20 protein-coding genes, 1 tRNA gene and 1 other annotated feature are annotated in these 21,190 nt (G+C 36.9%); all 21 genes read left to right on the top strand.

All coding sequences use genetic code 11. From position 1 onward, the window contains the following. Positions 1–8: 8 nt before the first annotated feature. The 21 genes from ispF to rpoC all read left to right on the top strand — a co-directional run bounded on the left by ispF (position 9) and on the right by rpoC (position 21,174). Positions 9–491 carry a 2-C-methyl-D-erythritol 2,4-cyclodiphosphate synthase gene (gene ispF / locus Q2T46_RS06755; protein WP_303263693.1) on the top strand — a complete coding sequence of 161 codons (483 nt, stop codon included), beginning with the start codon at positions 9–11 and terminating at the stop codon, positions 489–491. Between the two features lie 48 nt (positions 492–539). Further along, complete coding sequence (locus Q2T46_RS06750) at positions 540–2,252, top strand: proline--tRNA ligase (protein ID WP_303263694.1); 1,713 nt, start codon at positions 540–542, stop codon at positions 2,250–2,252. Between the two features lie 73 nt (positions 2,253–2,325). Then, complete coding sequence (locus Q2T46_RS06745; RefSeq protein WP_303263695.1) at positions 2,326–2,565, top strand: hypothetical protein; 240 nt, start codon at positions 2,326–2,328, stop codon at positions 2,563–2,565. A 118-nt stretch (positions 2,566–2,683) separates the two neighbouring features. Next, complete coding sequence (gltX, locus tag Q2T46_RS06740) at positions 2,684–4,144, top strand: glutamate--tRNA ligase (RefSeq protein ID WP_303263696.1); 1,461 nt, start codon at positions 2,684–2,686, stop codon at positions 4,142–4,144. A 239-nt stretch (positions 4,145–4,383) separates the two neighbouring features. After that, the gene (epsC, locus tag Q2T46_RS06735) at positions 4,384–5,055 is read left to right on the top strand and encodes a serine O-acetyltransferase EpsC (RefSeq protein WP_303263698.1); all 672 of its coding nucleotides are present in this window, start codon (positions 4,384–4,386) and stop codon (positions 5,053–5,055) included. Next, the gene (cysS, locus tag Q2T46_RS06730; RefSeq protein WP_303263699.1) at positions 5,042–6,436 is read left to right on the top strand and encodes a cysteine--tRNA ligase; all 1,395 of its coding nucleotides are present in this window, start codon (positions 5,042–5,044) and stop codon (positions 6,434–6,436) included. Before epsC ends, cysS begins: the two co-directional genes overlap by 14 nt. Next, positions 6,436–6,846, top strand: coding sequence for a Mini-ribonuclease 3 (locus tag Q2T46_RS06725; protein WP_303263700.1), 411 nt, complete (start codon positions 6,436–6,438; stop codon positions 6,844–6,846). Before cysS ends, Q2T46_RS06725 begins: the two co-directional genes overlap by 1 nt. Positions 6,847–6,860: 14 nt before the next feature. Further along, entirely contained in the window at positions 6,861–7,607 is a 747-nt protein-coding gene (gene rlmB / locus Q2T46_RS06720; RefSeq protein ID WP_303263702.1) for a 23S rRNA (guanosine(2251)-2'-O)-methyltransferase RlmB, read from the top strand. 4 nt (positions 7,608–7,611) lie between these two features. Continuing rightward, positions 7,612–8,106, top strand: coding sequence for an NYN domain-containing protein (locus tag Q2T46_RS06715; RefSeq protein ID WP_303263703.1), 495 nt, complete (start codon positions 7,612–7,614; stop codon positions 8,104–8,106). A gap of 79 nt (positions 8,107–8,185) precedes the next feature. Further along, positions 8,186–8,830 (top strand): RNA polymerase sporulation sigma factor SigH, encoded by a 645-nt coding sequence (gene sigH, locus Q2T46_RS06710; protein WP_303263704.1) that lies wholly within the window; start codon positions 8,186–8,188, stop codon positions 8,828–8,830. A 57-nt stretch (positions 8,831–8,887) separates the two neighbouring features. After that, positions 8,888–8,963: transfer RNA gene (locus tag Q2T46_RS06705), tRNA-Thr, on the top strand. Positions 8,964–9,032: 69 nt separating this feature from the next. Beyond that, complete coding sequence (tuf, locus tag Q2T46_RS06700) at positions 9,033–10,235, top strand: elongation factor Tu (RefSeq protein ID WP_303263705.1); 1,203 nt, start codon at positions 9,033–9,035, stop codon at positions 10,233–10,235. A gap of 118 nt (positions 10,236–10,353) precedes the next feature. Then, entirely contained in the window at positions 10,354–10,503 is a 150-nt protein-coding gene (gene rpmG, locus Q2T46_RS06695) for a 50S ribosomal protein L33 (RefSeq protein ID WP_013296962.1), read from the top strand. Positions 10,504–10,531: 28 nt separating this feature from the next. Beyond that, positions 10,532–10,732 carry a preprotein translocase subunit SecE gene (secE, locus tag Q2T46_RS06690; RefSeq protein WP_015310882.1) on the top strand — a complete coding sequence of 67 codons (201 nt, stop codon included), beginning with the start codon at positions 10,532–10,534 and terminating at the stop codon, positions 10,730–10,732. A gap of 30 nt (positions 10,733–10,762) precedes the next feature. After that, positions 10,763–11,290: a transcription termination/antitermination protein NusG gene (gene nusG / locus Q2T46_RS06685; protein ID WP_013296964.1), complete on the top strand. Its 528-nt coding sequence runs from the start codon at positions 10,763–10,765 to the stop codon at positions 11,288–11,290. 25 nt (positions 11,291–11,315) lie between these two features. Then, positions 11,316–11,741 (top strand): 50S ribosomal protein L11, encoded by a 426-nt coding sequence (gene rplK / locus Q2T46_RS06680; RefSeq protein WP_303263708.1) that lies wholly within the window; start codon positions 11,316–11,318, stop codon positions 11,739–11,741. A gap of 59 nt (positions 11,742–11,800) precedes the next feature. Beyond that, the gene (rplA, locus tag Q2T46_RS06675) at positions 11,801–12,493 is read left to right on the top strand and encodes a 50S ribosomal protein L1 (RefSeq protein WP_132774226.1); all 693 of its coding nucleotides are present in this window, start codon (positions 11,801–11,803) and stop codon (positions 12,491–12,493) included. Positions 12,494–12,533: 40 nt separating this feature from the next. After that, positions 12,534–12,651: a sequence feature (ribosomal protein L10 leader region), on the top strand. Positions 12,652–12,665: 14 nt separating this feature from the next. Then, on the top strand, positions 12,666–13,190 hold the full coding sequence (gene rplJ / locus Q2T46_RS06670; protein ID WP_303263711.1) for a 50S ribosomal protein L10: 525 nt from the start codon (positions 12,666–12,668) through the stop codon (positions 13,188–13,190). Positions 13,191–13,218: 28 nt separating this feature from the next. Beyond that, positions 13,219–13,593: a 50S ribosomal protein L7/L12 gene (gene rplL, locus Q2T46_RS06665; protein ID WP_303263712.1), complete on the top strand. Its 375-nt coding sequence runs from the start codon at positions 13,219–13,221 to the stop codon at positions 13,591–13,593. 286 nt (positions 13,594–13,879) lie between these two features. Then, positions 13,880–17,593, top strand: a complete 3,714-nt coding sequence (gene rpoB / locus Q2T46_RS06660) for a DNA-directed RNA polymerase subunit beta (protein ID WP_303263713.1) — start codon at positions 13,880–13,882, stop codon at positions 17,591–17,593. Positions 17,594–17,619: 26 nt separating this feature from the next. Continuing rightward, the gene (gene rpoC / locus Q2T46_RS06655) at positions 17,620–21,174 is read left to right on the top strand and encodes a DNA-directed RNA polymerase subunit beta' (RefSeq protein ID WP_303263714.1); all 3,555 of its coding nucleotides are present in this window, start codon (positions 17,620–17,622) and stop codon (positions 21,172–21,174) included. Positions 21,175–21,190 lie beyond the last annotated feature (16 nt).

The following is a 21,190-nucleotide window of genomic DNA, read 5'->3' as shown; positions in this document are numbered from 1 at the left end:
GTGTTGCTATGAGGGTTGGAATTGGATACGATGTGCACAAACTGGAGGCAGGAAGGAAATTAATATTAGGTGGTGTTCAAATTCCATATGTGAAAGGGCTACTGGGTCATTCTGATGCGGATGTGCTAATACATGCGGTGATTGACGGAATACTTGGTGCTGCAGGACTTGGAGATATAGGAACGCATTTTCCTGATTCAGAGTGGATTTATAAGGATATAGATAGTACTGTTCTTCTTAAAAAGACTATGGACTTGATTAAAGGCAAATTTGCTATAAATAATATAGATTGCATTGTTGTAGCTCAAGAGCCGAAAATATCTCCATATAAAGATGCCATAGGGAGAAACTTGTCGAAAGTGTTAAATATAGGAATTGACAGAGTTAACATTAAAGCCAAGACTGAAGAAGGGCTTGGATTTACAGGAAGAAAAGAAGGAATATCGGCTTATGCAATTGTAAGCCTTATTGAAAAATGTATTGACAGTTAAAATTAAATTAAATAAAATACAAGCATGATAAATATTAGGAGGTAAACGATGAGACTATCACAATTACTTATACCAACATTAAGAGAAGTTCCGGCAGAAGCGGAGATACCAAGTCATATACTTATGTTAAAAGCTGCTATGATGAGAAAGCTTGCATCAGGCGTATATATCTATCTTCCTCTTGGGAAAAGAGTACTTAAGAAGATTGAAGAAATAGTAAGGGAAGAAATGGATAGAGCAGGTGCACAGGAAGTGCTTATGTCTGCTATCATACCTGCGGAACTTTTAAAAGAATCTGGAAGATGGGACGTATTTGGACCTGAAATGTTTAAACTAAAAGACAGAAATGATAGAGAATTTTGCTTGGGGCCAACACATGAAGAGGTATTTACGGATCTTGTGAGAAATGAAGTGAAGTCATATAGACAGCTTCCGCTGACTATATATCAGATACAGACGAAGTACAGGGATGAGAGGCGGCCTAGGTTTGGAGTCATGAGATCCCGCGAGTTTATAATGAAGGATGCGTACAGTTTTGATGTGGATTGGGATGGACTTGATGTCTCTTTTGACAAGATGTACGATGCTTACTGCAGAATATTTGATAGATGTGGATTGAAGTACACAGTTGTTGAAGCAGACTCAGGTGCGATGGGAGGAAAAGACTCGAAAGAGTTTATGGTCACTTCAAGTGTAGGGGAAGCTGTAATAGCGTACTGCGATAGCTGCGGATATGCCGCGAATGAGGAAAAGGCTGAATGCATTGTAGAGCATGAAAGCGATGAGGAAATGAAGCCATTGGAAAAGATTCATACACCAGATGTAAGGACAATTGATGAACTCGTATCATATTTAGATGTAAAAGCAAATAAATTTGTTAAAACATTGATATATGAGTATAAAGATAAAATTGCAGCGGTACTTGTAAGAGGAGATAGAGAAGTAAATACTGTGAAATTAGCAAATTTGCTTAAAGTAAATGAAAATGATATAGATTTGGCAGATGAAGAAACCGTAAGAAGTGTAACAGATGCAAATGTAGGATTTGCAGGTCCTATTGGGCTTAAAGGAGATGTCATCTTGATAGCTGATGTGGAAGTACCTATGATGAAAAACATCATCGTAGGTGCAAATGAAACAGATTACCATCTGAAAAATACCAATTACGGAAGAGACTTTAAGGCAGATATAGTAGCAGATATCAGAAAGGTTGTAGATGGTGATAAATGTCCTAGATGCGGGAATCCTTTAAAACTTGAGAGGGGTATTGAAGTAGGACACATATTTAAGCTAGGGACAAAATACTCAGATGCACTTGGTGCAAATTACATTGATGAGAATGGAAATGAAAAGCCTATGATAATGGGCTGTTATGGCATTGGGTTAAATAGGATTGCTGCTGCTGCAATAGAACAAAATCACGATGATAAAGGTATTATTTGGCCTATGTCTATAGCACCGTATCATGTCATTGTTGTGCCAGTCAATGTTTCCAATGAGGCACAAAAAAATCTGGCAGAAAAAATATACGACGAATTAAATAAGGTCGGCATTGAGACACTGATAGATGATAGGGATTTAAGGGCAGGAGTTAAGTTTAATGATGCTGATTTATTGGGAATACCTATAAGGATAACAGTAGGTAAAAAAGCTTCGGATAACATTGTTGAGTTAAAACTTAGAAGAGATGAAAATTCAATTGAATTAAATTATGATGAAGTGGTAAATAAGGTTAAAGAATTGATTATTAATAGTATATAGGGGCTAAATGCTCCTTTTTTATTCGCATAATATTTTGTGATTAATAAAAAATAAAGTAGAAAGGAGTGATTTTATGTCGATTTACATAATGGGCATTTCCGTCGATAAAAGATCAGATTTTGCTCCAAAAGTACAAGAGGTGTTAACTAAAAACGGCCAAAATATATTGGCAAGATTCGGAATACATGATGACAGCGATGATAATGGGCTTATAACATTGAACGTACGAGGGGATGAAAACTATATAAATGAATTTTCAAAGGAGCTTACGAGTATTCCGTCTGTCAAAGTAAATCATATGACTGTTAAATGATTTGCAAAGGGGTAGCGCAGGCTACCCCTTTGCAAACAATTTTAGTAATGATGTATTGTAAGAATGACATAAAATTTGTATAATGTATATGATGAATACAAAAGATGGAGATGGCTATATGGAAAAAAGAGTTAGATTTGCACCAAGTCCTACAGGTGCGATTCATATTGGTAATATTCGTACGGCTTTGTTTAATTATCTATTTTCAAGAAGCGAAGGTGCTAAGCTGATATTAAGGATAGAAGATACGGATTTGACTAGGTCGTCAAAAGATTTTGAAAAGCTCATCTTTAAAGAGCTAAATTGGCTAGGCATTGAGTGGGACGAAGGGCCTGATAAGCCTGGTGATTGTGGACCATACAGACAAAGCGAGAGGCTTCATATTTATAGACAATATGCAGAACAACTTATAAAAGAAGGTAAGGCGTACAGATGTTACTGTACACCTGAAGAACTGGATAAAGATAGGGAAGAGTCTGTTAAAAGAGGCGACATACCGAGGTATTCGGGAAGATGCAGACATTTGACTAAAGAACAGGAAGAGGAATACTTAAGACAAGGCAGAAAACCATCCATCAGGTTTATTATACCTGATGATGTTACAATAGCGTTTGATGATATGATAAAAGGAAGAATAGAGATTAAATCAGATACATTGGGCGGGGATATGATAATAGTTAAATCTGATGGCATGCCCACTTACAACTTTGCAGTGGTAATTGATGATACGCTTATGAGGATTTCCCATGTTATAAGAGGAGAAGACCACATTTACAATACACCGAAACAACTGCTTATATACGAAGCATTAGGCTTTAAACCTCCTGTATTTGCACATGCACCGCTTATTTTGGGGCCTGATAGAACTAAGCTCTCAAAGAGGCATGGCAATACTTACATTGGACAATATAGACAGATGGGTTATCTACCTGAGGCCATGTTTAACTTTTTATCGCTTTTAAGCTGGTCGCCTGAAGATAATGTCGAATTGATGTCAAAAGATGAAATAATAAAAAAGTTCAATTTCAATAAAATTCACAGTGCTAATCCTGTGTTTGATATTGAAAAATTAAACTGGATGAATCAACATTATATTCAAATGAGTTCTTTAAATAGAATAGTAGACCTAGCAATACCATACTTTAAAGAAGCAGGTTATATCAAAGATGTTGATGATGAGACTTATGAATGGCTAAAGAAGGTAGTGTCTCTTTTCAAAGACGGTCTTCATTATGTTGCAGAATTAAAAGACAAAGCGAAAATGTTTTTTGATGATGATATTGAATATGACGATAATCTAAAAGACGATATATTATGTGGCAATGCAATGAAAGTTTTGAATAGCTTCAAAGAAGAGTTCGAAAATATGGAGGATATAACTGAAGAGTCTGTTAAGTCATTGCTTAAGATGCTGCAGAAGAAGATAGGGGTTAAAGGTAAGGCATTTTTCATGCCTATAAGATTTGCTGTAACAGGACAGGATCATGGGCCAGAACTTGTAATGATAATTTCTCTTCTAGGTAAACAAAAGATATTATACAGGATTGATAAAGCGATGAAATTAATATCGCAAATGTGATGAGTGGGAGAGTAGCATAGTAGATTCCAAAAGAGAGGAGCTGTCATGGGCTGAAAGCAGCTTCTGGATATATTGTGTGAAGTGCACCCATGAGCTATACGCAATTAAGCGTACGGGTATCCGTTATAAATACAAGTGGAGTTTACTCAATCAGAGTGGAACCGCGAGCCCCCTCGTCTCTGGATGATGGGGGATTTTTTTACCATTGATTTAATTTTTTCAAAAGGGGATTGATTTTGATGTTTAAAACATTGAAGGAGGATATAAAAGTAGTATTTGAAAGGGATCCGGCTGCCAAAAGCGTTTTAGAAGTGGTTTTATGCTATCCGGGATTTCATGCTATAATAATGCATAGAATTGCTCACTATCTATACAATAGGAAACTATTGTTATTATCAAGGCTTATATCGCAATTTAGCAGATTTTTCACTGGGATTGAAATACATCCTGGCGCAAAAATAGGCAAGGGATTTTTTATAGACCATGGCATGGGAGTAGTTATAGGAGAGACTACAGAAATAGGTGACAATGTAACACTGTATCAGGGTGTTACACTGGGAGGCACTGGAAAAGATAAAGGGAAAAGGCACCCTACAATAGGGAACAACGTTGTAATAGGAAGTGGTGCTAAAGTTTTAGGTCCTATCAAAATAGGCGATAATACAAAAATAGGAGCAGGTGCTGTTGTACTGCACGACGTTCCGCCTAATTGTACTGTTGTGGGTGTTCCGGGACATTGCGTGAAAAAAGACAATATAAAGGTGAAATCTGCTTCAAGATTAAATATTGACTTAGAACACGGTAAGTTACCTGATCCTATAGAGGACGAAATCAGAAGTTTGAGAGCTAGGATAAAGAGACTAGAATCTTATATGAATAACATGGAGGATGATAGAGATGAAGATATATAATACGTTGACGAGAAAAAAAGAAGAGTTTGTTCCTTTGAATGATAATATCGTAAACATGTATGTATGTGGTCCAACTGTATATAATTTTATCCACATAGGAAACGCAAGAGCGTTTATAGTTTTTGATACAGTCAGAAGATACCTTGAATATAAAGGATATAAGGTGAACTATGTACAGAATTTTACTGACATAGATGATAAACTTATTAAGAGATCACATGAAGAAAATACGACTGTCAAGGAATTGGCTGACAGATATATTAAGGAATATTTTAAAGATGCAGATAGCCTTGGTATAAAAAGAGCTACGGTTCATCCAAGGGCCACCGAAAACATCAATGATATAATCAATTTTGTAAAGAAATTGATAGATAAAGGATTTGCTTACGTATTAAATGGCGATGTATATTACGACACGACGAAGTTCAAAGAATATGGTAAGCTTTCGCATAAAAATATCGATGAACTAAAAGTAGGAGCGAGGATAGAAGTAAATGAGGATAAAAAAAATCCAACGGATTTTGTCCTGTGGAAAGCCGCTAAAGAAGGGGAACCTTCCTGGGATAGTCCATGGGGAAAAGGAAGACCTGGCTGGCACATTGAATGCTCTACAATGTCAACAAAATATCTAGGGAAAACACTAGATATACATGCAGGAGGTCCTGATTTGATATTTCCGCATCATGAAAATGAGATAGCACAAAGTGAAGCTGCTAATGATGCGGAATTTGCAAGATTCTGGATGCATATTGGATATCTAAATATCAATAACGAAAAAATGTCAAAATCAAAAAATAACTTTTTTACTGTAAGGGATATAACAAGCCAATATGATCCAGAAGTATTGAGATTTTTCATGTTGACATCACATTACAGAAATCCTATAAATTTCAGTCATGACCTTCTGGAACAGTCAAAAAATGGATTTTTAAGGTTAAGCAATACAGTTGACAATCTTAGACATCTTTTAGATGTTGCTTTAAATAGGAAGTTAAGTGATGAGGAAAAAGCATATAAAGAGAAATATGATGAATATAAAAGAAGGTTCGAAGAAGCAATGGACGACGATTTTAATACTGCCGATGCTATTTCGGTCATCTTCGAGATGGTGAGGGATATTAATACAAATATTGATGGAAATTCTCCTAAAGAATTGATAGAATATATATTAGATATATTTTTAAAACTGTCTTCTGTACTTGGTATATCATATAAAAATCGTGAATTGATTGATGATGAAATAAAGAAATTGATAGAAAAGCGAGAGGAAGCTAGAAAGGCGAAAAATTGGGCAGAAGCTGATAAAATAAGAGATGAGCTTAAAAAACAAGGGATAGCGTTAGAAGATACTCCTAGTGGAGTAAGGTGGAAGAGGATTTAATGGATAAGTTTATAAAAAACAATAAAATACTTTCAAAACAAGAGGTTATGAGCTTATCTCCACTTATAATGGCTTTTATTGGCGATAGTGTTTATGATTTATTTATAAGAACTAATATCGCTGTTAAGGGGAATAGGCCTATAAATAAAATTCATAAAGAATGTGTACAATATGTTAAAGCATCATCTCAGTCTGAAATTTTAAAAAAGCTTTATGATATTTTTGACGAAGAAGAAAAGGACATAATAAGGAGAGGGCGAAATGTAAAAAGTGCAACTATTCCAAAGCACGCTGGTATTGAAGAGTACCGGCTGGCTACTGCATTTGAGGCACTATTAGGATATTTATATCTTTTAGGAAGATACGATAGGCTAGATGAAATACTTAACTGTGCATTAAATATAATATAAATGAGGGTTAGATTATGAAGGAAAATGAAAATATAATATACGGAAGAAATCCTGTTTTGGAAGCTATTAATAGCGGTCGTGAAATTGAAAAAATATATGTATCAAAAAATGCAAAGGGTAATATCTCTAAGATTATAAAAGCAGCAAGGGATAAAAATATAATCGTTTCTACGACAGATAATGGAACTTTGGATAAACTGTCTAATTATGGCAATCACCAAGGAATTGCAGCTTTATGTTCCTTATACAAGTATTATGAAATTGAAGACATACTTGAATATGCAGATGAAAGAGGTGAAAAGCCTTTTATTTTGCTATTAGATGGAATTACTGATACACATAATCTGGGTGCCATAATAAGGACTGCAGAAGCTTTTTCTGCTCATGGTATTATTATACCAAAGAGAAGATCCGCTGTTGTCAATAGTACAGTTGTAAAAACGTCAGCAGGTGCTACCGAATACATTAAAATAGCTAAAGTTTCTAATATAAACAATGCTATACATAATCTTAAAAAGCAAGGTGTTTGGATTGTTGGAAGTAGTTTAGATACAGACGTCGATTTTCAAAATGTCGATTATACTTTGCCTGTAGCAATTGTAATAGGCAGCGAAGGAGAAGGAATGTCTGAACTTACAAAAAAGAATTGTGATTATATAGCGAAAATACCCATGAGAGGAAATATAAATTCTTTAAATGCGTCGGTTGCGGCTTCTATTTTTATGTATGAGATTGTAAGACAGAGGATGGGTAAGGCGTGATCTGATGTATATGGTAATAGATGGATATAACATAATAAACAATTGGCAAGATTTAAAGCTTGAAGCTAAAAGCAGTCTTGAAGATGCCAGGCAGAAATTGATAGATATACTTTTAAATTTTAGAGGGTATACAGGATTTAACATAATATTGGTTTTTGATGCAATGTATGTAAAAGGAAACCAGCAAAAGCATGAATACTACAGCGGGCTTGAGGTTGTATATACGAAAGAAGGTGAATCTGCAGATAGTTATATAGAAGGAATCATAAAAGATATAATTAAAAAGGATAAGGTTGTTGTAGTAACTTCTGACTGGGTTTTACAGCAAGTTGTTTTGGCTCAAGGGGCCATAAGAATGTCAGCTAGGGAATTATACGAAGAATTGAATGATTATTTGGAAAACAAAAAGAAATTATATGCAAAAGATGATAAAAAGGATAGTATTGAATCAAGGCTTTCTGAGGAAATTATAAAAAAACTGCGGAAAATGGCTGAATGATAAAAAATATTCTTGACTATATTCTTGAATAAAAGTATAATTATTATGTGAACTTGGCCTATAAGCGGAGGCGATTTTTGTGAAATCGGGGGCACAAATAGATTTATACAATGTATTTTCATCAATGGATGAAGGCGATGTCGTAGAAGAAGCTCAGAAGGGCAATGAAGCAGCATTAGAATTTATCATTGATAAGTACTATTCTTTTGTCAAAGCAAAAGCACGTTCCTACTTTTTAGTCGGCGCAGACAAAGAAGATATTGTGCAAGAAGGTATGATTGGTCTGTATAAGGCTATTCGTGATTTTAAAAGTGATAAGCTTTCTTCATTTAAAGCGTTTGCGGAACTATGCATAACAAGACAGATGATAACTGCTATTAAGACTGCAACAAGACAGAAGCATATTCCTCTAAATTCTTATGTTTCTCTGAATAAACCTATCTTTGAAGAAGAATCTGATAGAACTTTGATGGATGTTGTATCGAGCGAGTGTATATCTGATCCTGAAGAGTTAATAATAAATCGAGAGGAATACGTTAACATCGAAAACAAGATTGGAGAAATGTTAAGCGATCTTGAGTGGGAAGTGCTTATATCTTATCTTGATGGCAAATCGTATCAAGAAATTGCTGTTGAGCTTAGAAGACATGTAAAATCAATAGATAATGCCCTCCAGAGAGTCAAGAGGAAACTTGAAAGGTATCTCGAGATGAGAAATAGTTAACTATTGACATTTTAAAGCTTTTATAGTAAAATTTAAAATCGATGCAAAATAATGATTGCCCACGTAGCTCAGTTGGTAGAGCGTCGCCTTGGTAAGGCGGAGGTCACCGGTTCAATCCCGGTCATGGGCTCCAATTTTATTTTTTTATATTTAAAACAATAGAAACGCGTGGATGAGTTTATTAAAGTAGGAGGAAAAAGAAATGGCGAAGCAAAAATTTGAAAGAAAGAAACCCCATGCAAACATAGGAACAATAGGGCACGTAGACCATGGCAAAACGACGTTAACATCAGCGATAACAATAGTATTATCAAAACAAGGAATGGCACAAGCGACAGCATATGACGAAATAGACAAAGCACCAGAAGAGAAAGCAAGAGGAATCACAATAAACACAATGCACGTAGAATACGAGACAGATAAAAGGCACTATGCGCATGTAGACTGTCCAGGACACGCAGACTATGTAAAGAACATGATAACAGGAGCAGCGCAGATGGACGGAGCGATACTAGTAGTATCAGCAGCAGACGGTCCAATGCCGCAGACAAGAGAGCACATACTCTTAGCAAGGCAGGTAGGAGTACCATACATTGTAGTATTTCTAAACAAAGCAGACATGGTAGACGACCAAGAATTAATAGAGCTAGTAGAGATGGAAGTAAGAGAACTGTTAAACGAATATGAATTCCCAGGAGACGACACACCGATAGTAGTAGGATCAGCATTAAAAGCGATGGAATGTGGATGCGGACAAAGAGACTGTCAGTGGTGCGGGAAGATATGGGAATTAATGGATGTAGTAGACAGTTATATACCGACACCAGAAAGAGATGTAGATAAGCCGTTCCTGATGCCAGTAGAAGATGTATTTACGATAACAGGAAGAGGAACAGTAGCAACAGGAAGAGTAGAGAGAGGCAAATTAAAAGTAGGAGACGAAGTAGAGATAATAGGCTTATCAGATGAAAGCAAGAAGACAGTAGTAACAGGATTAGAGATGTTCAGGAAGACATTAGACGAAGCAGAAGCAGGAGATAACATAGGAGTACTGTTAAGAGGAGTAACGAGAGAAGAAGTAGAAAGAGGACAAGTATTAGCGAAACCAGGTTCAGTAAAACCGCACACGAAATTTGAAGGACAAGTATACGTGTTAACAAAAGAAGAAGGTGGAAGACATACACCATTCTTCAATGGATACAGGCCACAGTTCTACTTCAGGACGACAGACGTAACAGGAGTAATAGAATTACCAGAGGGCGTAGAGATGGTAATGCCTGGAGACCATGTAACGATGACAATAGAATTAATAACACCGATAGCAATGGAAGAAGGATTAAAATTTGCTATAAGGGAAGGCGGACACACAGTAGGAGCCGGTGTTGTTTCCAAGATTCTGTCATAAAAAAGGGCTGGGTATTTTACCTGGCTTTTTTTGGGTCTATACAATTAATTAGATTGACATAAATTAATATTTATGATAAAGTTTTAAAAGTAGTTTTAAATTCCGGGAGGTGGAATTGTTGCGGGTTAAGATCACATTAGCTTGCACGGAATGTAAGCAAAGGAACTATAACACTACGAAAAATAAGAAAAATGATCCTGATAGGATAGAGCTTATGAAATACTGTAGATTCTGCAGAAAACATACATTGCATAAAGAGACAAGGTAAAATACATGTTATAAAGGGATGTGATTCGATGGCTGCCGATGAAAGGAGAAAAGTCGGGAAGTTTTTTAGGGAAATAAAAGCCGAGATGAAAAAAGTTACGTGGCCAACAAGAAATGATTTGCTGACATATACTGAAGTTGTACTAGTCGTTGTAATAGCATTTACTTTATTGATATTTCTTGCAGACTCGGCCTTTAGCTATCTACTGAAATTAATTATAAAAAGTTAAAGGAGGATGGGGTCAATCCCCAAATCGAAGATGTCTGAAACGAACTCAGCTAAATGGTATGTAGTTCATACTTATTCCGGATATGAAAATAAAGTTAAAGCGAATCTGGAAAAGTCTGTTGAAAATAGAAACCTTCAAAACTTAATACATCAGATTGTAGTTCCGACAGAAAAAGTGGTAGAGATTAAAGACGGTAAAAAGAAATCTGTTGACAGAAAGGTATTTCCTGGATATGTACTTGTGAAGATGGTCATGAATGATGAATCATGGTATGTTGTCAGGAATACCAGAGGCGTAACTGGCTTCGTTGGACCTGGTTCTAAGCCAGTACCACTTACTGAAGCGGAAGTCAGAAGCTTAGGCATTAAAGAAGCACAGACGTCAGTAGATATAAAAGTAGGCGATAGTGTTAGAGTTATTGCTGGGCCACTTGAAAATTTCATCGGTGTTGTTGAAGAAATTTACCTTGACAGACAAAAGGCTAAAGTTTTGATTTCGATGTTTGGAAGAGAGACTCCAGTCGAATTTGACTTTGTCCAGATTCAAAAAATCCAATAAATGACATAAATTAGGAGGTGTAAATATGGCTAAAAAAGTTGCTGCAGTGGTGAAGATACAGTTACCTGCAGGAAAGGCAACACCAGCTCCACCAGTAGGTACAGCACTTGGACCACATGGTGTCAACATAATGGGCTTTTGTAAAGAATTTAATGAAAGAACTGCTAAACAAGCTGGTTTAATCATTCCTGTAGTTATTACAATATACGCTGATAGATCATTTTCTTTCATCACAAAGACGCCGCCTGCGGCAGTGCTTCTAAAGAAAGCAGCTGGCATTGAAAGTGGTTCGCCGCAGCCAAATAAACAAAAAGTTGCAAAGATAACAAAAGATAAAGTCAGAGAAATAGCTGAACTTAAGATGAAAGATTTGAATGCATCAGATATAGAAGCTGCTATGAGGATGATAGCTGGTACAGCTAGAAGCATGGGCATTGAAGTAGAACAATAGAGGATTACGGTGGGAGGACGAATGTCCGCTAATAATACCTACCACAAGGAGGTAATAAAATGAAACATGGGAAAAAATATTTAGACAGTGTGAAATTGATAGACAAAACAAGGTTGTATGATGCAAATGAGGCTATCGATTTAGTTTTAAAAACTGCTAAAGCTAAATTTGACGAAACTGTTGATTTATCTGTAAGGCTTGGCGTAGATCCGAGGCATGCTGATCAACAGGTTAGAGGAACAGTAATATTGCCTCATGGAACTGGAAAAACAGTTCGAGTTTTGGTTTTTGCTAAGGGCGATAAAGCAAAAGAAGCTGAAGCTGCTGGTGCAGAGTATGTTGGAGCTGAAGAGCTTGTTGCAAAGATTCAAAATGAAAACTGGTTTGACTACGATGTTGTTATAGCAACACCAGATATGATGGGTGTCGTAGGTAGACTTGGTAAAGTTTTAGGACCAAAAGGTTTGATGCCAAACCCAAAAGCTGGTACTGTTACATTTGATATTGAGAAAGCAGTAAAAGACGTTAAAGCTGGTAAAATTGAGTACAGGGTAGATAAAAATTCAATAATCCATGTACCTATTGGGAAAGTTTCATTTGGACAAGAGAAATTAGTTGAAAATTTCAAAACGATAATGGATGCTATAATAAGATCTAAACCTGCAGCCGCAAAAGGACAATATTTAAGAAGTGTTGTTCTTTCTTCAACAATGGGGCCTGGAATCAAGGTTAATCCACAAAGAATTTTATGATAGCTGTTGACATAACAACACAATAATGATATACTCTTAAAGTAAAATTGAAAACTTACCGTAGACAGTAGGTGTGGCAACACGTAAATCCTACCGAGGTTTTTAATAAAGCAAAGAAGGATCCTCATGTCTACGGGGGATCCTTTTAATATTACAGACGGGAGGTGTAAGTTTGGGTACAGCGAGGGAAGCTAAGGAAAAAGTTGTTAGTGAATTTAAAGATAAACTGGAAAGAGCACAATCCGTCATATTTACAAGTTACAGTGGCTTGACAGTTGAGGACGATACTGCTTTAAGAAGAAAGTTTAAAGAGGCTAATGCTGAGTACAAAGTATACAAGAATACTTTGATGTGGCGTGCAGCGCAAGAGCTAGGTTATGATGACTTAAAGAAGTACTTAGAAGGACCAACATCAGTATCTTTTGGATACGATGATCCTGTTACACCTGCAAAAATCCTAGTTGAATTTTTAAAAAACAATAAAAGTTTAGAGTTAAAAGCAGGTATTGTCGATGGTAAAATAGTGGGTCCAGATGAAATAAAAGCATTGTCAGAATTACCATCAAAAGAAGAACTCATCGCAAAAGCGCTTGGCAGCATGAAAGCTCCAATAAACAATCTTGTATATGTATTATCTGGTACATTAAGAAGTCTTGTAATAGCGTTAAATGCTGTTAAAGAGAAAAAAGAAGCATAATAAAAAATTTTAAATGGAGGTATTTGTAATGAATAAGGAAGAAATTTTAGAGGCTATAAAAGGAATGACAGTTTTAGAATTAGCTGATTTAGTTAAAGCTTTGGAAGAGGAATTTGGAGTATCTGCAGCAGCACCTGTTGCTGTAGCAGCAGCACCTGCAGCAGGAGGAGCAGCAGCACCTGCTGAAGAGAAGACAGAATTTGATGTTATATTGTCAGATGTAGGTTCAGAAAAGATAAAAGTAATAAAAGTAGTTAGAGAAGTTACAAATCTTGGCCTGAAAGAAGCAAAAGATCTTGTTGAAGGTGCTCCAAAGCCAATTAAAGAAGGCGTAAGCAAGGATGAAGCAAATCAGATAAAGGCAAAATTCGAAGAAGTTGGAGCAAAAGTAGAAATAAAATAATTAAAATAAAATTAGACTTGAGAAAAAAAGCATTCGAAAAGGATGCTTTTTTTCTTTCTAATGAATGTTTTCTTGTTGACATGGTTTTGCTATTGTGGTAATATTATATATTGCATTAACAGTGTCATTTTATTACATAAAATGAACTACGAGACAACAAAATTTTTATGCACATGTAAATAATAGAATATTTGTTGGTATTCTGGTAAATAATAATTATGTCTTTCTGTATATTATCCAAAAGCTTTCTCTTTTGGTTATTTTAAATTTATAAGGGGTGAAGTGGATGTTACATCCTGTTGATGCCGGCTATAAGAATCGCATGAGCTTTGCAAGGATTGAGGAAGTCTTGGAAATGCCTAATCTTATTGAGGTGCAAAAAAATTCGTATAAGTGGTTTCTTGAAGAAGGTTTAAGGGAAGTTTTCCGAGATATTTCTCCAATTGAGAGCTTTACCGGCAATTTGTCTTTGGAATTTCTTGACTATAAGCTAGATGACAATCCTAAATATTCTGTAGAGGAGTGCAAAGATAGAGATACGACATATGCTGCACCTATGAAAGTGAAAGTAAGATTGACTAATCGGGATACGGGAGAAATCAAAGAATCCGAAGTTTTTATGGGTGACTTTCCTTTAATGACGGATAAAGGCACTTTCATAATAAATGGTGCAGAGCGTGTTATAGTAAGCCAATTAGTAAGGTCGCCAGGTGTATACTACGAACAACAGTTTGATAAATTAGGGAAGAAACTATTCTTTGCAACGGTTATCCCAAATAGAGGTGCTTGGCTGGAGTATGAAGAAGATTCTAATGATATATTTTCCGTAAGAATAGATAGGACCAGGAAGGTTCCAATTACTGTATTTTTAAGAGCTCTGGGCTATGGAACAGATGCTCAGATTCTTGAGCTTTTTGGGGAAGATGAAAGGATAAAAGCCACGCTTGATAAAGATACCACGAAATCTGAAGAAGAAGGTTTGCTGGAAGTATATAAGAGATTAAGGCCTGGTGAGCCTCCTACAGTTGACAGTGCTAAAAGCCTTTTGTATTCTCTGTTTTTTGATCCAAAAAGATACGATCTTGCACACGTAGGCCGCTATAAATTTAACAAAAAGCTTGCATTAAGTTCTAGATTGACTAATCAAAAGGCAGCTACAAAGATTGTTAATCCTATAACAGGGGAAATTATTGTAGAAGAAGGTCAAAGAATATCAAGAGAGACAGCTAAAAAAATACAAAATTGTGGTATAAATGTAGTTGAAGTGCTAGTAGAAGGAAGACCAATAAAGGTTATTGGCAATAATACTGTTGATATTAACGAATACCCTCTTCCTGTTGATGTCTCTGATTTAAACATCAAGGAAAGGGTTCAATTAGGTGTTTTACAAGAAATACTTAGCAATTTTACAAGTGAAGATGAAATAAAAAATGAGATAAAACGCAGAATAGATGAATTAATACCTAAGCATATAACTAAAGATGATATAATTGCTTCTATAAATTACAATTTGAATCTTTCATTTGGAATAGGATTTGTAGATGATATTGATCACCTTGGAAATAGAAGGCTGAGATCTGTTGGCGAATTGCTTCAAAATCAGTTTAGAATTGGACTCTCAAGAATGGAAAGAGTAGTCAGAGAAAGAATGACAATACAGGATGTCAGTGAGATAACTGCTCAAAATTTGATAAACATAAGGCCTGTTGTTGCTGCAATTAAAGAGTTTTTTGGAAGTTCGCAACTTTCGCAGTTTATGGACCAGACTAATCCCCTTGCAGAGCTGACACATAAAAGAAGATTGAGTGCATTAGGTCCAGGAGGACTGAGCCGTGAGAGAGCCGGAATGGAGGTTAGGGATGTTCATCATACACACTACAGCAGGATGTGCCCTATAGAAACGCCTGAAGGTCCGAACATAGGACTTATAGGTTCCCTTGCTACATATGCACGGATAAACGAATATGGATTTATTGAAGCTCCGTACAGAAAAGTTGATAAAGCTACAGGTAGAGTTCTCAATGAAATTGTCTATATGACTGCAGATGTAGAAGATGAATATGTAATCGCTCAGGCAGATGAACCCCTTGACAAAGAAAATAGATTTGTAAATGAGAGAGTTACAGTCCGCTCTAAAGATGATATTTTGTCAGTGCCTAGAGAAGAAGTGGACTTCATGGATGTTTCTCCAAAGCAGGTGGTTTCTGTTGCTACCGCTATGATTCCTTTCCTGGAAAATGACGATGCAAACAGAGCTTTGATGGGTTCAAACATGCAGAGACAGGCTGTTCCACTTCTTGTGCCACAGGCACCTATTGTTGGAACTGGTATTGAATATAAAGCTGCGAGAGATTCGGGTGTTGTGAATATTGCAAGAAATAGCGGTGTAGTAGAGAGGGTAACTGCAGATAAAATAGTGATAAGAACAGATGACGGGAGACGTGACGAATACGAGCTGCTTAAATTTAAGAGATCCAATCAGGGAACTTGCATAAACTGTAGACCAATAGTAAATGAAGGAGATCGAGTTGAAAAAGGACAGGTTATAAGCGATGGTCCTTCTACAGAATTGGGAGAAATTGCCCTTGGACGCAATGTGCTTGTTGGGTTCATGCCTTGGGAAGGCTATAATTACGAAGACGCAATTTTAATTAGCGAAGAACTTGTGAAGGAAGACGCTCTTACATCTATTCACATTGAGGAATACGAGTCAGAAGCGAGAGACACGAAATTAGGGCCTGAAGAAATAACGAGAGATATACCAAATGTTGGTGAAGAGGCATTAAAAGATCTAGATGAGCGGGGAATCATACGAATTGGTGCAGAAGTCACAGCAGGAGATATTCTCGTCGGTAAAGTAACTCCAAAGGGTGAAACAGAGCTTACTGCTGAAGAAAGACTTTTAAGGGCCATATTTGGAGAAAAAGCAAGGGAAGTAAGAGATACATCTTTGAGAGTACCACATGGTGAAGGCGGTATAGTTGTAGATGTCAAGGTGTACACGAGAGAAAATGGCGATGAGTTACCGCCAGGAGTAAATGAAATGGTTAGAGTCTTTATCGCACAGAAGAGAAAGATATCTGTCGGTGATAAGATGGCTGGAAGACACGGCAACAAAGGTGTTGTCTCAAGAATTCTTCCTGTTGAGGATATGCCATTCTTACCTGATGGTACGCCGCTTCAGATATGTTTGAATCCTCTTGGAGTTCCTTCTCGTATGAATATAGGTCAGGTACTGGAAGTCCACTTAGGTCTTGCAGCAAAAGCTTTAGGCTGGTACATGGCTACACCGGTTTTCGATGGAGCTCATGAGGAAGATATACAAGAGCTACTTAAAAAAGCGGGGTTCTCACCGGATGGAAAGATTCAACTGTACGATGGAAGGACTGGTGAGCCATTTGACCATCCAGTTACGGTTGGATATATGTACATGTTGAAGTTACACCATCTTGTAGACGACAAAATGCATGCAAGATCTACAGGACCGTACTCATTGGTTACACAGCAGCCACTTGGTGGTAAAGCACAATTTGGCGGTCAGAGATTTGGTGAGATGGAAGTATGGGCACTTGAAGCATATGGTGCAGCACATACTTTACAAGAGATATTAACTGTCAAATCTGATGACATAACAGGCCGTGTAAAAACGTATGAATCTATAGTTAAAGGTGAAAATATACCAGAGCCTGGTGTTCCAGAATCGTTTAAGGTTTTGGTAAAGGAATTACAAAGTCTTTGCCTTGATGTGAAAGTATTGACTGAAGATAATCAGGAAGTAGCATTGAAAGAATTTGAAGATGAAGATGAAGATGATATTTCAGAAGATACAATAAATATAAATATCGAGGGAAGAGAAGATGCACCAACAGAAGTAAATTATGGTGAAGAATTTAATGAAGATTATGATGAAGATAAAGACAGTTTGGATGATTTAAACTTTGAACCTAGTGATATTGGTTTTGGTGACAGTGACAGTTTCGATGATGATTATAGTATATAAAATAATTATGAAGGGAGCGAAACTCCTTGTTTGAGCTTAAGAATTTTGATTCAATGAAAATAGGACTGGCTTCACCTGAAAAGATAAGGGAATGGTCAAGAGGTGAAGTAAAAAAACCTGAAACTATAAACTACAGGACATTAAAACCAGAGAGGGAAGGACTATTTTGCGAAAAAATATTTGGACCTACTAAAGATTGGGAATGCCACTGCGGCAAATACAAGAGGGTAAGGTACAAAGGTGTTATATGCGATAGATGTGGTGTCGAAGTAACGAGATCAAAAGTTAGGCGTGAAAGGATGGGGCATATTGAACTTGCTGCCCCTGTTTCCCATATTTGGTATTTCAAAGGAATACCTAGCCGTATGGGATTAATACTTGACATGTCACCAAGAGCACTTGAAAAAGTTTTGTACTTTGCCTCATACGTTGTAATTGATCCTGGTGAAACAAATCTATCTAAGAAACAGTTGTTAAGTGAGAAGGAATACCGTGAATACCTTGATAAATATGGAAATAAGTTTAAAGCCGGCATGGGTGCCGAGTCTATAAAAGAGCTTTTGCAGGAAATAGACCTTGAGAAGTTATCCAAAGAATTAAAAGCAGAAATAAGAGAGTCAACTGGTCAAAAGCGAGTTAGAGCTATAAGAAGATTAGAAGTTGTGCAGGCATTTTTGGATTCTGGGAATAAACCTGAGTGGATGATATTAGACGTCATACCTGTTATACCACCTGATTTAAGACCAATGGTTCAGCTAGATGGTGGACGATTTGCAACATCAGATTTAAATGATCTTTATAGAAGGGTTATAAATAGAAATAACAGGTTAAAAAGGCTTCTTGACCTAGGCGCTCCAGATATTATAGTTAGAAATGAAAAAAGGATGCTTCAGGAAGCTGTAGATGCATTGATAGACAATGGCAGAAGAGGAAGACCAGTCACAGGTCCTGGCAATAGACCACTTAAGTCATTGTCAGACATGCTAAAGGGAAAACAAGGAAGATTTAGGCAAAACCTCTTAGGTAAGAGGGTTGACTATTCTGGACGTTCTGTTATTGTGGTAGGGCCAGAACTTAAGCTTTATCAATGTGGTCTTCCTAAAGAAATGGCTCTTGAGCTTTTTAAACCATTTGTCATGAAAAGGCTTGTTGATGAAGGAATTGCACAGCATATAAAAAGCGCAAAGAGAATGGTTGAGAAAGTCCGCCCAGAAGTGTGGGATGTTTTAGAAGATGTCATAAAGGAACACCCTGTACTTCTAAACAGAGCACCTACACTGCATCGTTTGGGTATTCAGGCATTTGAGCCTGTATTAGTGGAAGGCAGAGCCATAAAGTTGCATCCATTGGTATGTACGGCTTATAACGCCGACTTCGACGGAGACCAGATGGCTGTCCACGTCCCGTTGACTGTTGAGGCACAGGCAGAGGCAAGATTCTTGATGCTGGCTGCTAACAACATATTAAAGCCTCAGGACGGAAAACCTGTTATGACACCTACACAGGATATGGTTCTTGGATGTTACTATTTAACAGGTGATGAAGACGGCGTCTTAGGTGAAGGCAGAATATTTAAAGATTATGAAGAAGCATTGATGGCATATCAATTAGGACAAATAAATATCCATGCCAAGATAAAAGTAAGGATGAAAAGAGAGGTAAATGGTGAGGTTAAGTCCAAAATTATAGAGACTACCATAGGAAAGCTTATATTTAATTCAGCCATCCCTCAAGACTTAGGATTTGTAGACAGGACAAATCCTGATACCATGTTTGATCTTGAAATATCAACACTTGTTGACAAATCAAAATTAGGAAAGATATTAGATAGAGTGTACAGGGTACATGGGCCAACAAAAACAGCCGAGACACTAGATAAAATCAAAGCATTAGGTTATAAATATTCTACAAAGGCTGCATTGACTGTTAGCGTCTCTGATATGGTTATACCCGAAGAGAAAAAGACTCTCTTAAATGAAGCAGATGAAGCAGTGAAGAAGATAGATGCCCAGTTTAGGCGTGGTCTTATTTCTGAGGAAGAGAGATATGAAAGCGTAATTAGAACTTGGAACATGACGACAGAAAAAGTAAGTGATGCCCTTATGGCAAATCTTGATAGATTCAATCCGATATTTATGATGGCCCATTCAGGAGCTAGGGGTAGCAAAAACCAAATAAAGCAGCTAGCTGGTATGAGAGGATTGATGGCTAATCCTGCAGGTAGGATAATTGAGCTTCCTATAAGATCCAATTTCAGAGAAGGACTTAATGTTTTGGAATTCTTCATTTCTACACACGGTGCTAGAAAGGGCTTGGCAGATACGGCTTTGAGAACTGCTGACTCAGGTTACTTGACCCGTAGACTTGTAGATGTAAGCCAAGATGTGATTATAAGAGAAGATGATTGCGGAACAGATGAAGGAATTTATGTAAGCGAGATTAAAGAAGGCAATGAAGTAATAGAAAAGCTTGCTGACAGATTAAGTGGAAGGGTATCGTTAGAAGATATAAAAGATCCTAATACTGGCGAAGTAATAGTAAGGAAAAATACAATGATATCAGAGCAAGATGCTGAAAAGATTGAAGAGCTAGGAATTAAGAGAGTTAAAATAAGATCACTTCTCACATGTAAATCGAAACATGGCGTTTGCAGGATGTGCTATGGAAGGAACTTGGCTACTGGATCACAAGTTGAAATCGGCGAAGCTGTCGGCATAATCGCAGCACAAGCAATAGGAGAACCTGGTACACAGCTTACAATGAGAACATTCCACACAGGTGGTGTTGCTGGTGCCGATATTACGCAAGGTTTGCCTAGGGTAGAAGAGCTATTTGAAGCGAGAAAGCCAAAAGGATTAGCTGTGATTTCTGAAATACCAGGTGTTGTGAAAATAAATGAGACGAAAAAGAAAAGGGAAGTCGTAATAACAGATAATGAAAATAATATTTCAAAGACATACCTTATACCATACGGTTCAAGGCTTAAAGTTCAAGATGGACAGTACATTGAAGCAGGTGATGAGCTTACAGAAGGGTCTGTAAATCCGCATGATATTTTGAAGATAAAAGGATTGTTTGCGGTTCAGACGTATTTGTTACAAGAAGTTCAAAAAGTGTACAGACTACAAGGTGTTGAAATAAATGACAAGCATATTGAAGTTATAATCAGACAGATGATGAGGAAAGTTAAAGTAGAGGATTCTGGAGATACATCAATGATGCCTGGTGAGCTTGTTGATATGTTTGCGTTTGAAGAAGAAAACAGGAAGGTTCAAGAAAAGGGATTGAGGCCGGCTTCTGGGAGCAGGGCACTTTTAGGTATTACAAAAGCTGCACTGGCAACAGATTCATTCTTATCTGCTGCATCTTTCCAAGAGACTACAAGAGTTTTAACTGATGCAGCGATAAAAGGAAAGGTTGATCCTTTGATAGGCCTTAAGGAAAATGTCATCATTGGTAAATTGATTCCTGCGGGTACTGGACTTTCACGGTATAGAAACATAGTTGTTAAGACTGCAGGTGAATCAGACAACGTTGAAAGTAATGCTGAAAGTGATAATGCAGAAGTTAATGTAAAATAATATCTATTATTGACAG

The organism is Thermoanaerobacterium sp. CMT5567-10 (assembly GCF_030534315.2).
Taxonomy (GTDB): domain Bacteria; phylum Bacillota; class Thermoanaerobacteria; order Thermoanaerobacterales; family Thermoanaerobacteraceae; genus Thermoanaerobacterium.
The sequence above is the reverse complement of the archived record's forward strand: the minus strand, read 5'-3'. Positions and strand labels throughout refer to the sequence as shown.

Coding starts and splice junctions, on each gene's coding strand:
- ispF (WP_303263693.1), top strand. CDS start 9: ATGAGGGTTGGAATTGGATACGATGTGCACAAACTGGAGGCAGGAAGG.
- Q2T46_RS06750 (WP_303263694.1), top strand. CDS start 540: ATGAGACTATCACAATTACTTATACCAACATTAAGAGAAGTTCCGGCA.
- Q2T46_RS06745 (WP_303263695.1), top strand. CDS start 2,326: ATGTCGATTTACATAATGGGCATTTCCGTCGATAAAAGATCAGATTTT.
- gltX (WP_303263696.1), top strand. CDS start 2,684: ATGGAAAAAAGAGTTAGATTTGCACCAAGTCCTACAGGTGCGATTCAT.
- epsC (WP_303263698.1), top strand. CDS start 4,384: ATGTTTAAAACATTGAAGGAGGATATAAAAGTAGTATTTGAAAGGGAT.
- cysS (WP_303263699.1), top strand. CDS start 5,042: ATGAAGATATATAATACGTTGACGAGAAAAAAAGAAGAGTTTGTTCCT.
- Q2T46_RS06725 (WP_303263700.1), top strand. CDS start 6,436: ATGGATAAGTTTATAAAAAACAATAAAATACTTTCAAAACAAGAGGTT.
- rlmB (WP_303263702.1), top strand. CDS start 6,861: ATGAAGGAAAATGAAAATATAATATACGGAAGAAATCCTGTTTTGGAA.
- Q2T46_RS06715 (WP_303263703.1), top strand. CDS start 7,612: ATGTATATGGTAATAGATGGATATAACATAATAAACAATTGGCAAGAT.
- tuf (WP_303263705.1), top strand. CDS start 9,033: ATGGCGAAGCAAAAATTTGAAAGAAAGAAACCCCATGCAAACATAGGA.
- secE (WP_015310882.1), top strand. CDS start 10,532: ATGGCTGCCGATGAAAGGAGAAAAGTCGGGAAGTTTTTTAGGGAAATA.
- nusG (WP_013296964.1), top strand. CDS start 10,763: ATGTCTGAAACGAACTCAGCTAAATGGTATGTAGTTCATACTTATTCC.
- rplK (WP_303263708.1), top strand. CDS start 11,316: ATGGCTAAAAAAGTTGCTGCAGTGGTGAAGATACAGTTACCTGCAGGA.
- rplA (WP_132774226.1), top strand. CDS start 11,801: ATGAAACATGGGAAAAAATATTTAGACAGTGTGAAATTGATAGACAAA.
- rplL (WP_303263712.1), top strand. CDS start 13,219: ATGAATAAGGAAGAAATTTTAGAGGCTATAAAAGGAATGACAGTTTTA.
- rpoB (WP_303263713.1), top strand. CDS start 13,880: ATGTTACATCCTGTTGATGCCGGCTATAAGAATCGCATGAGCTTTGCA.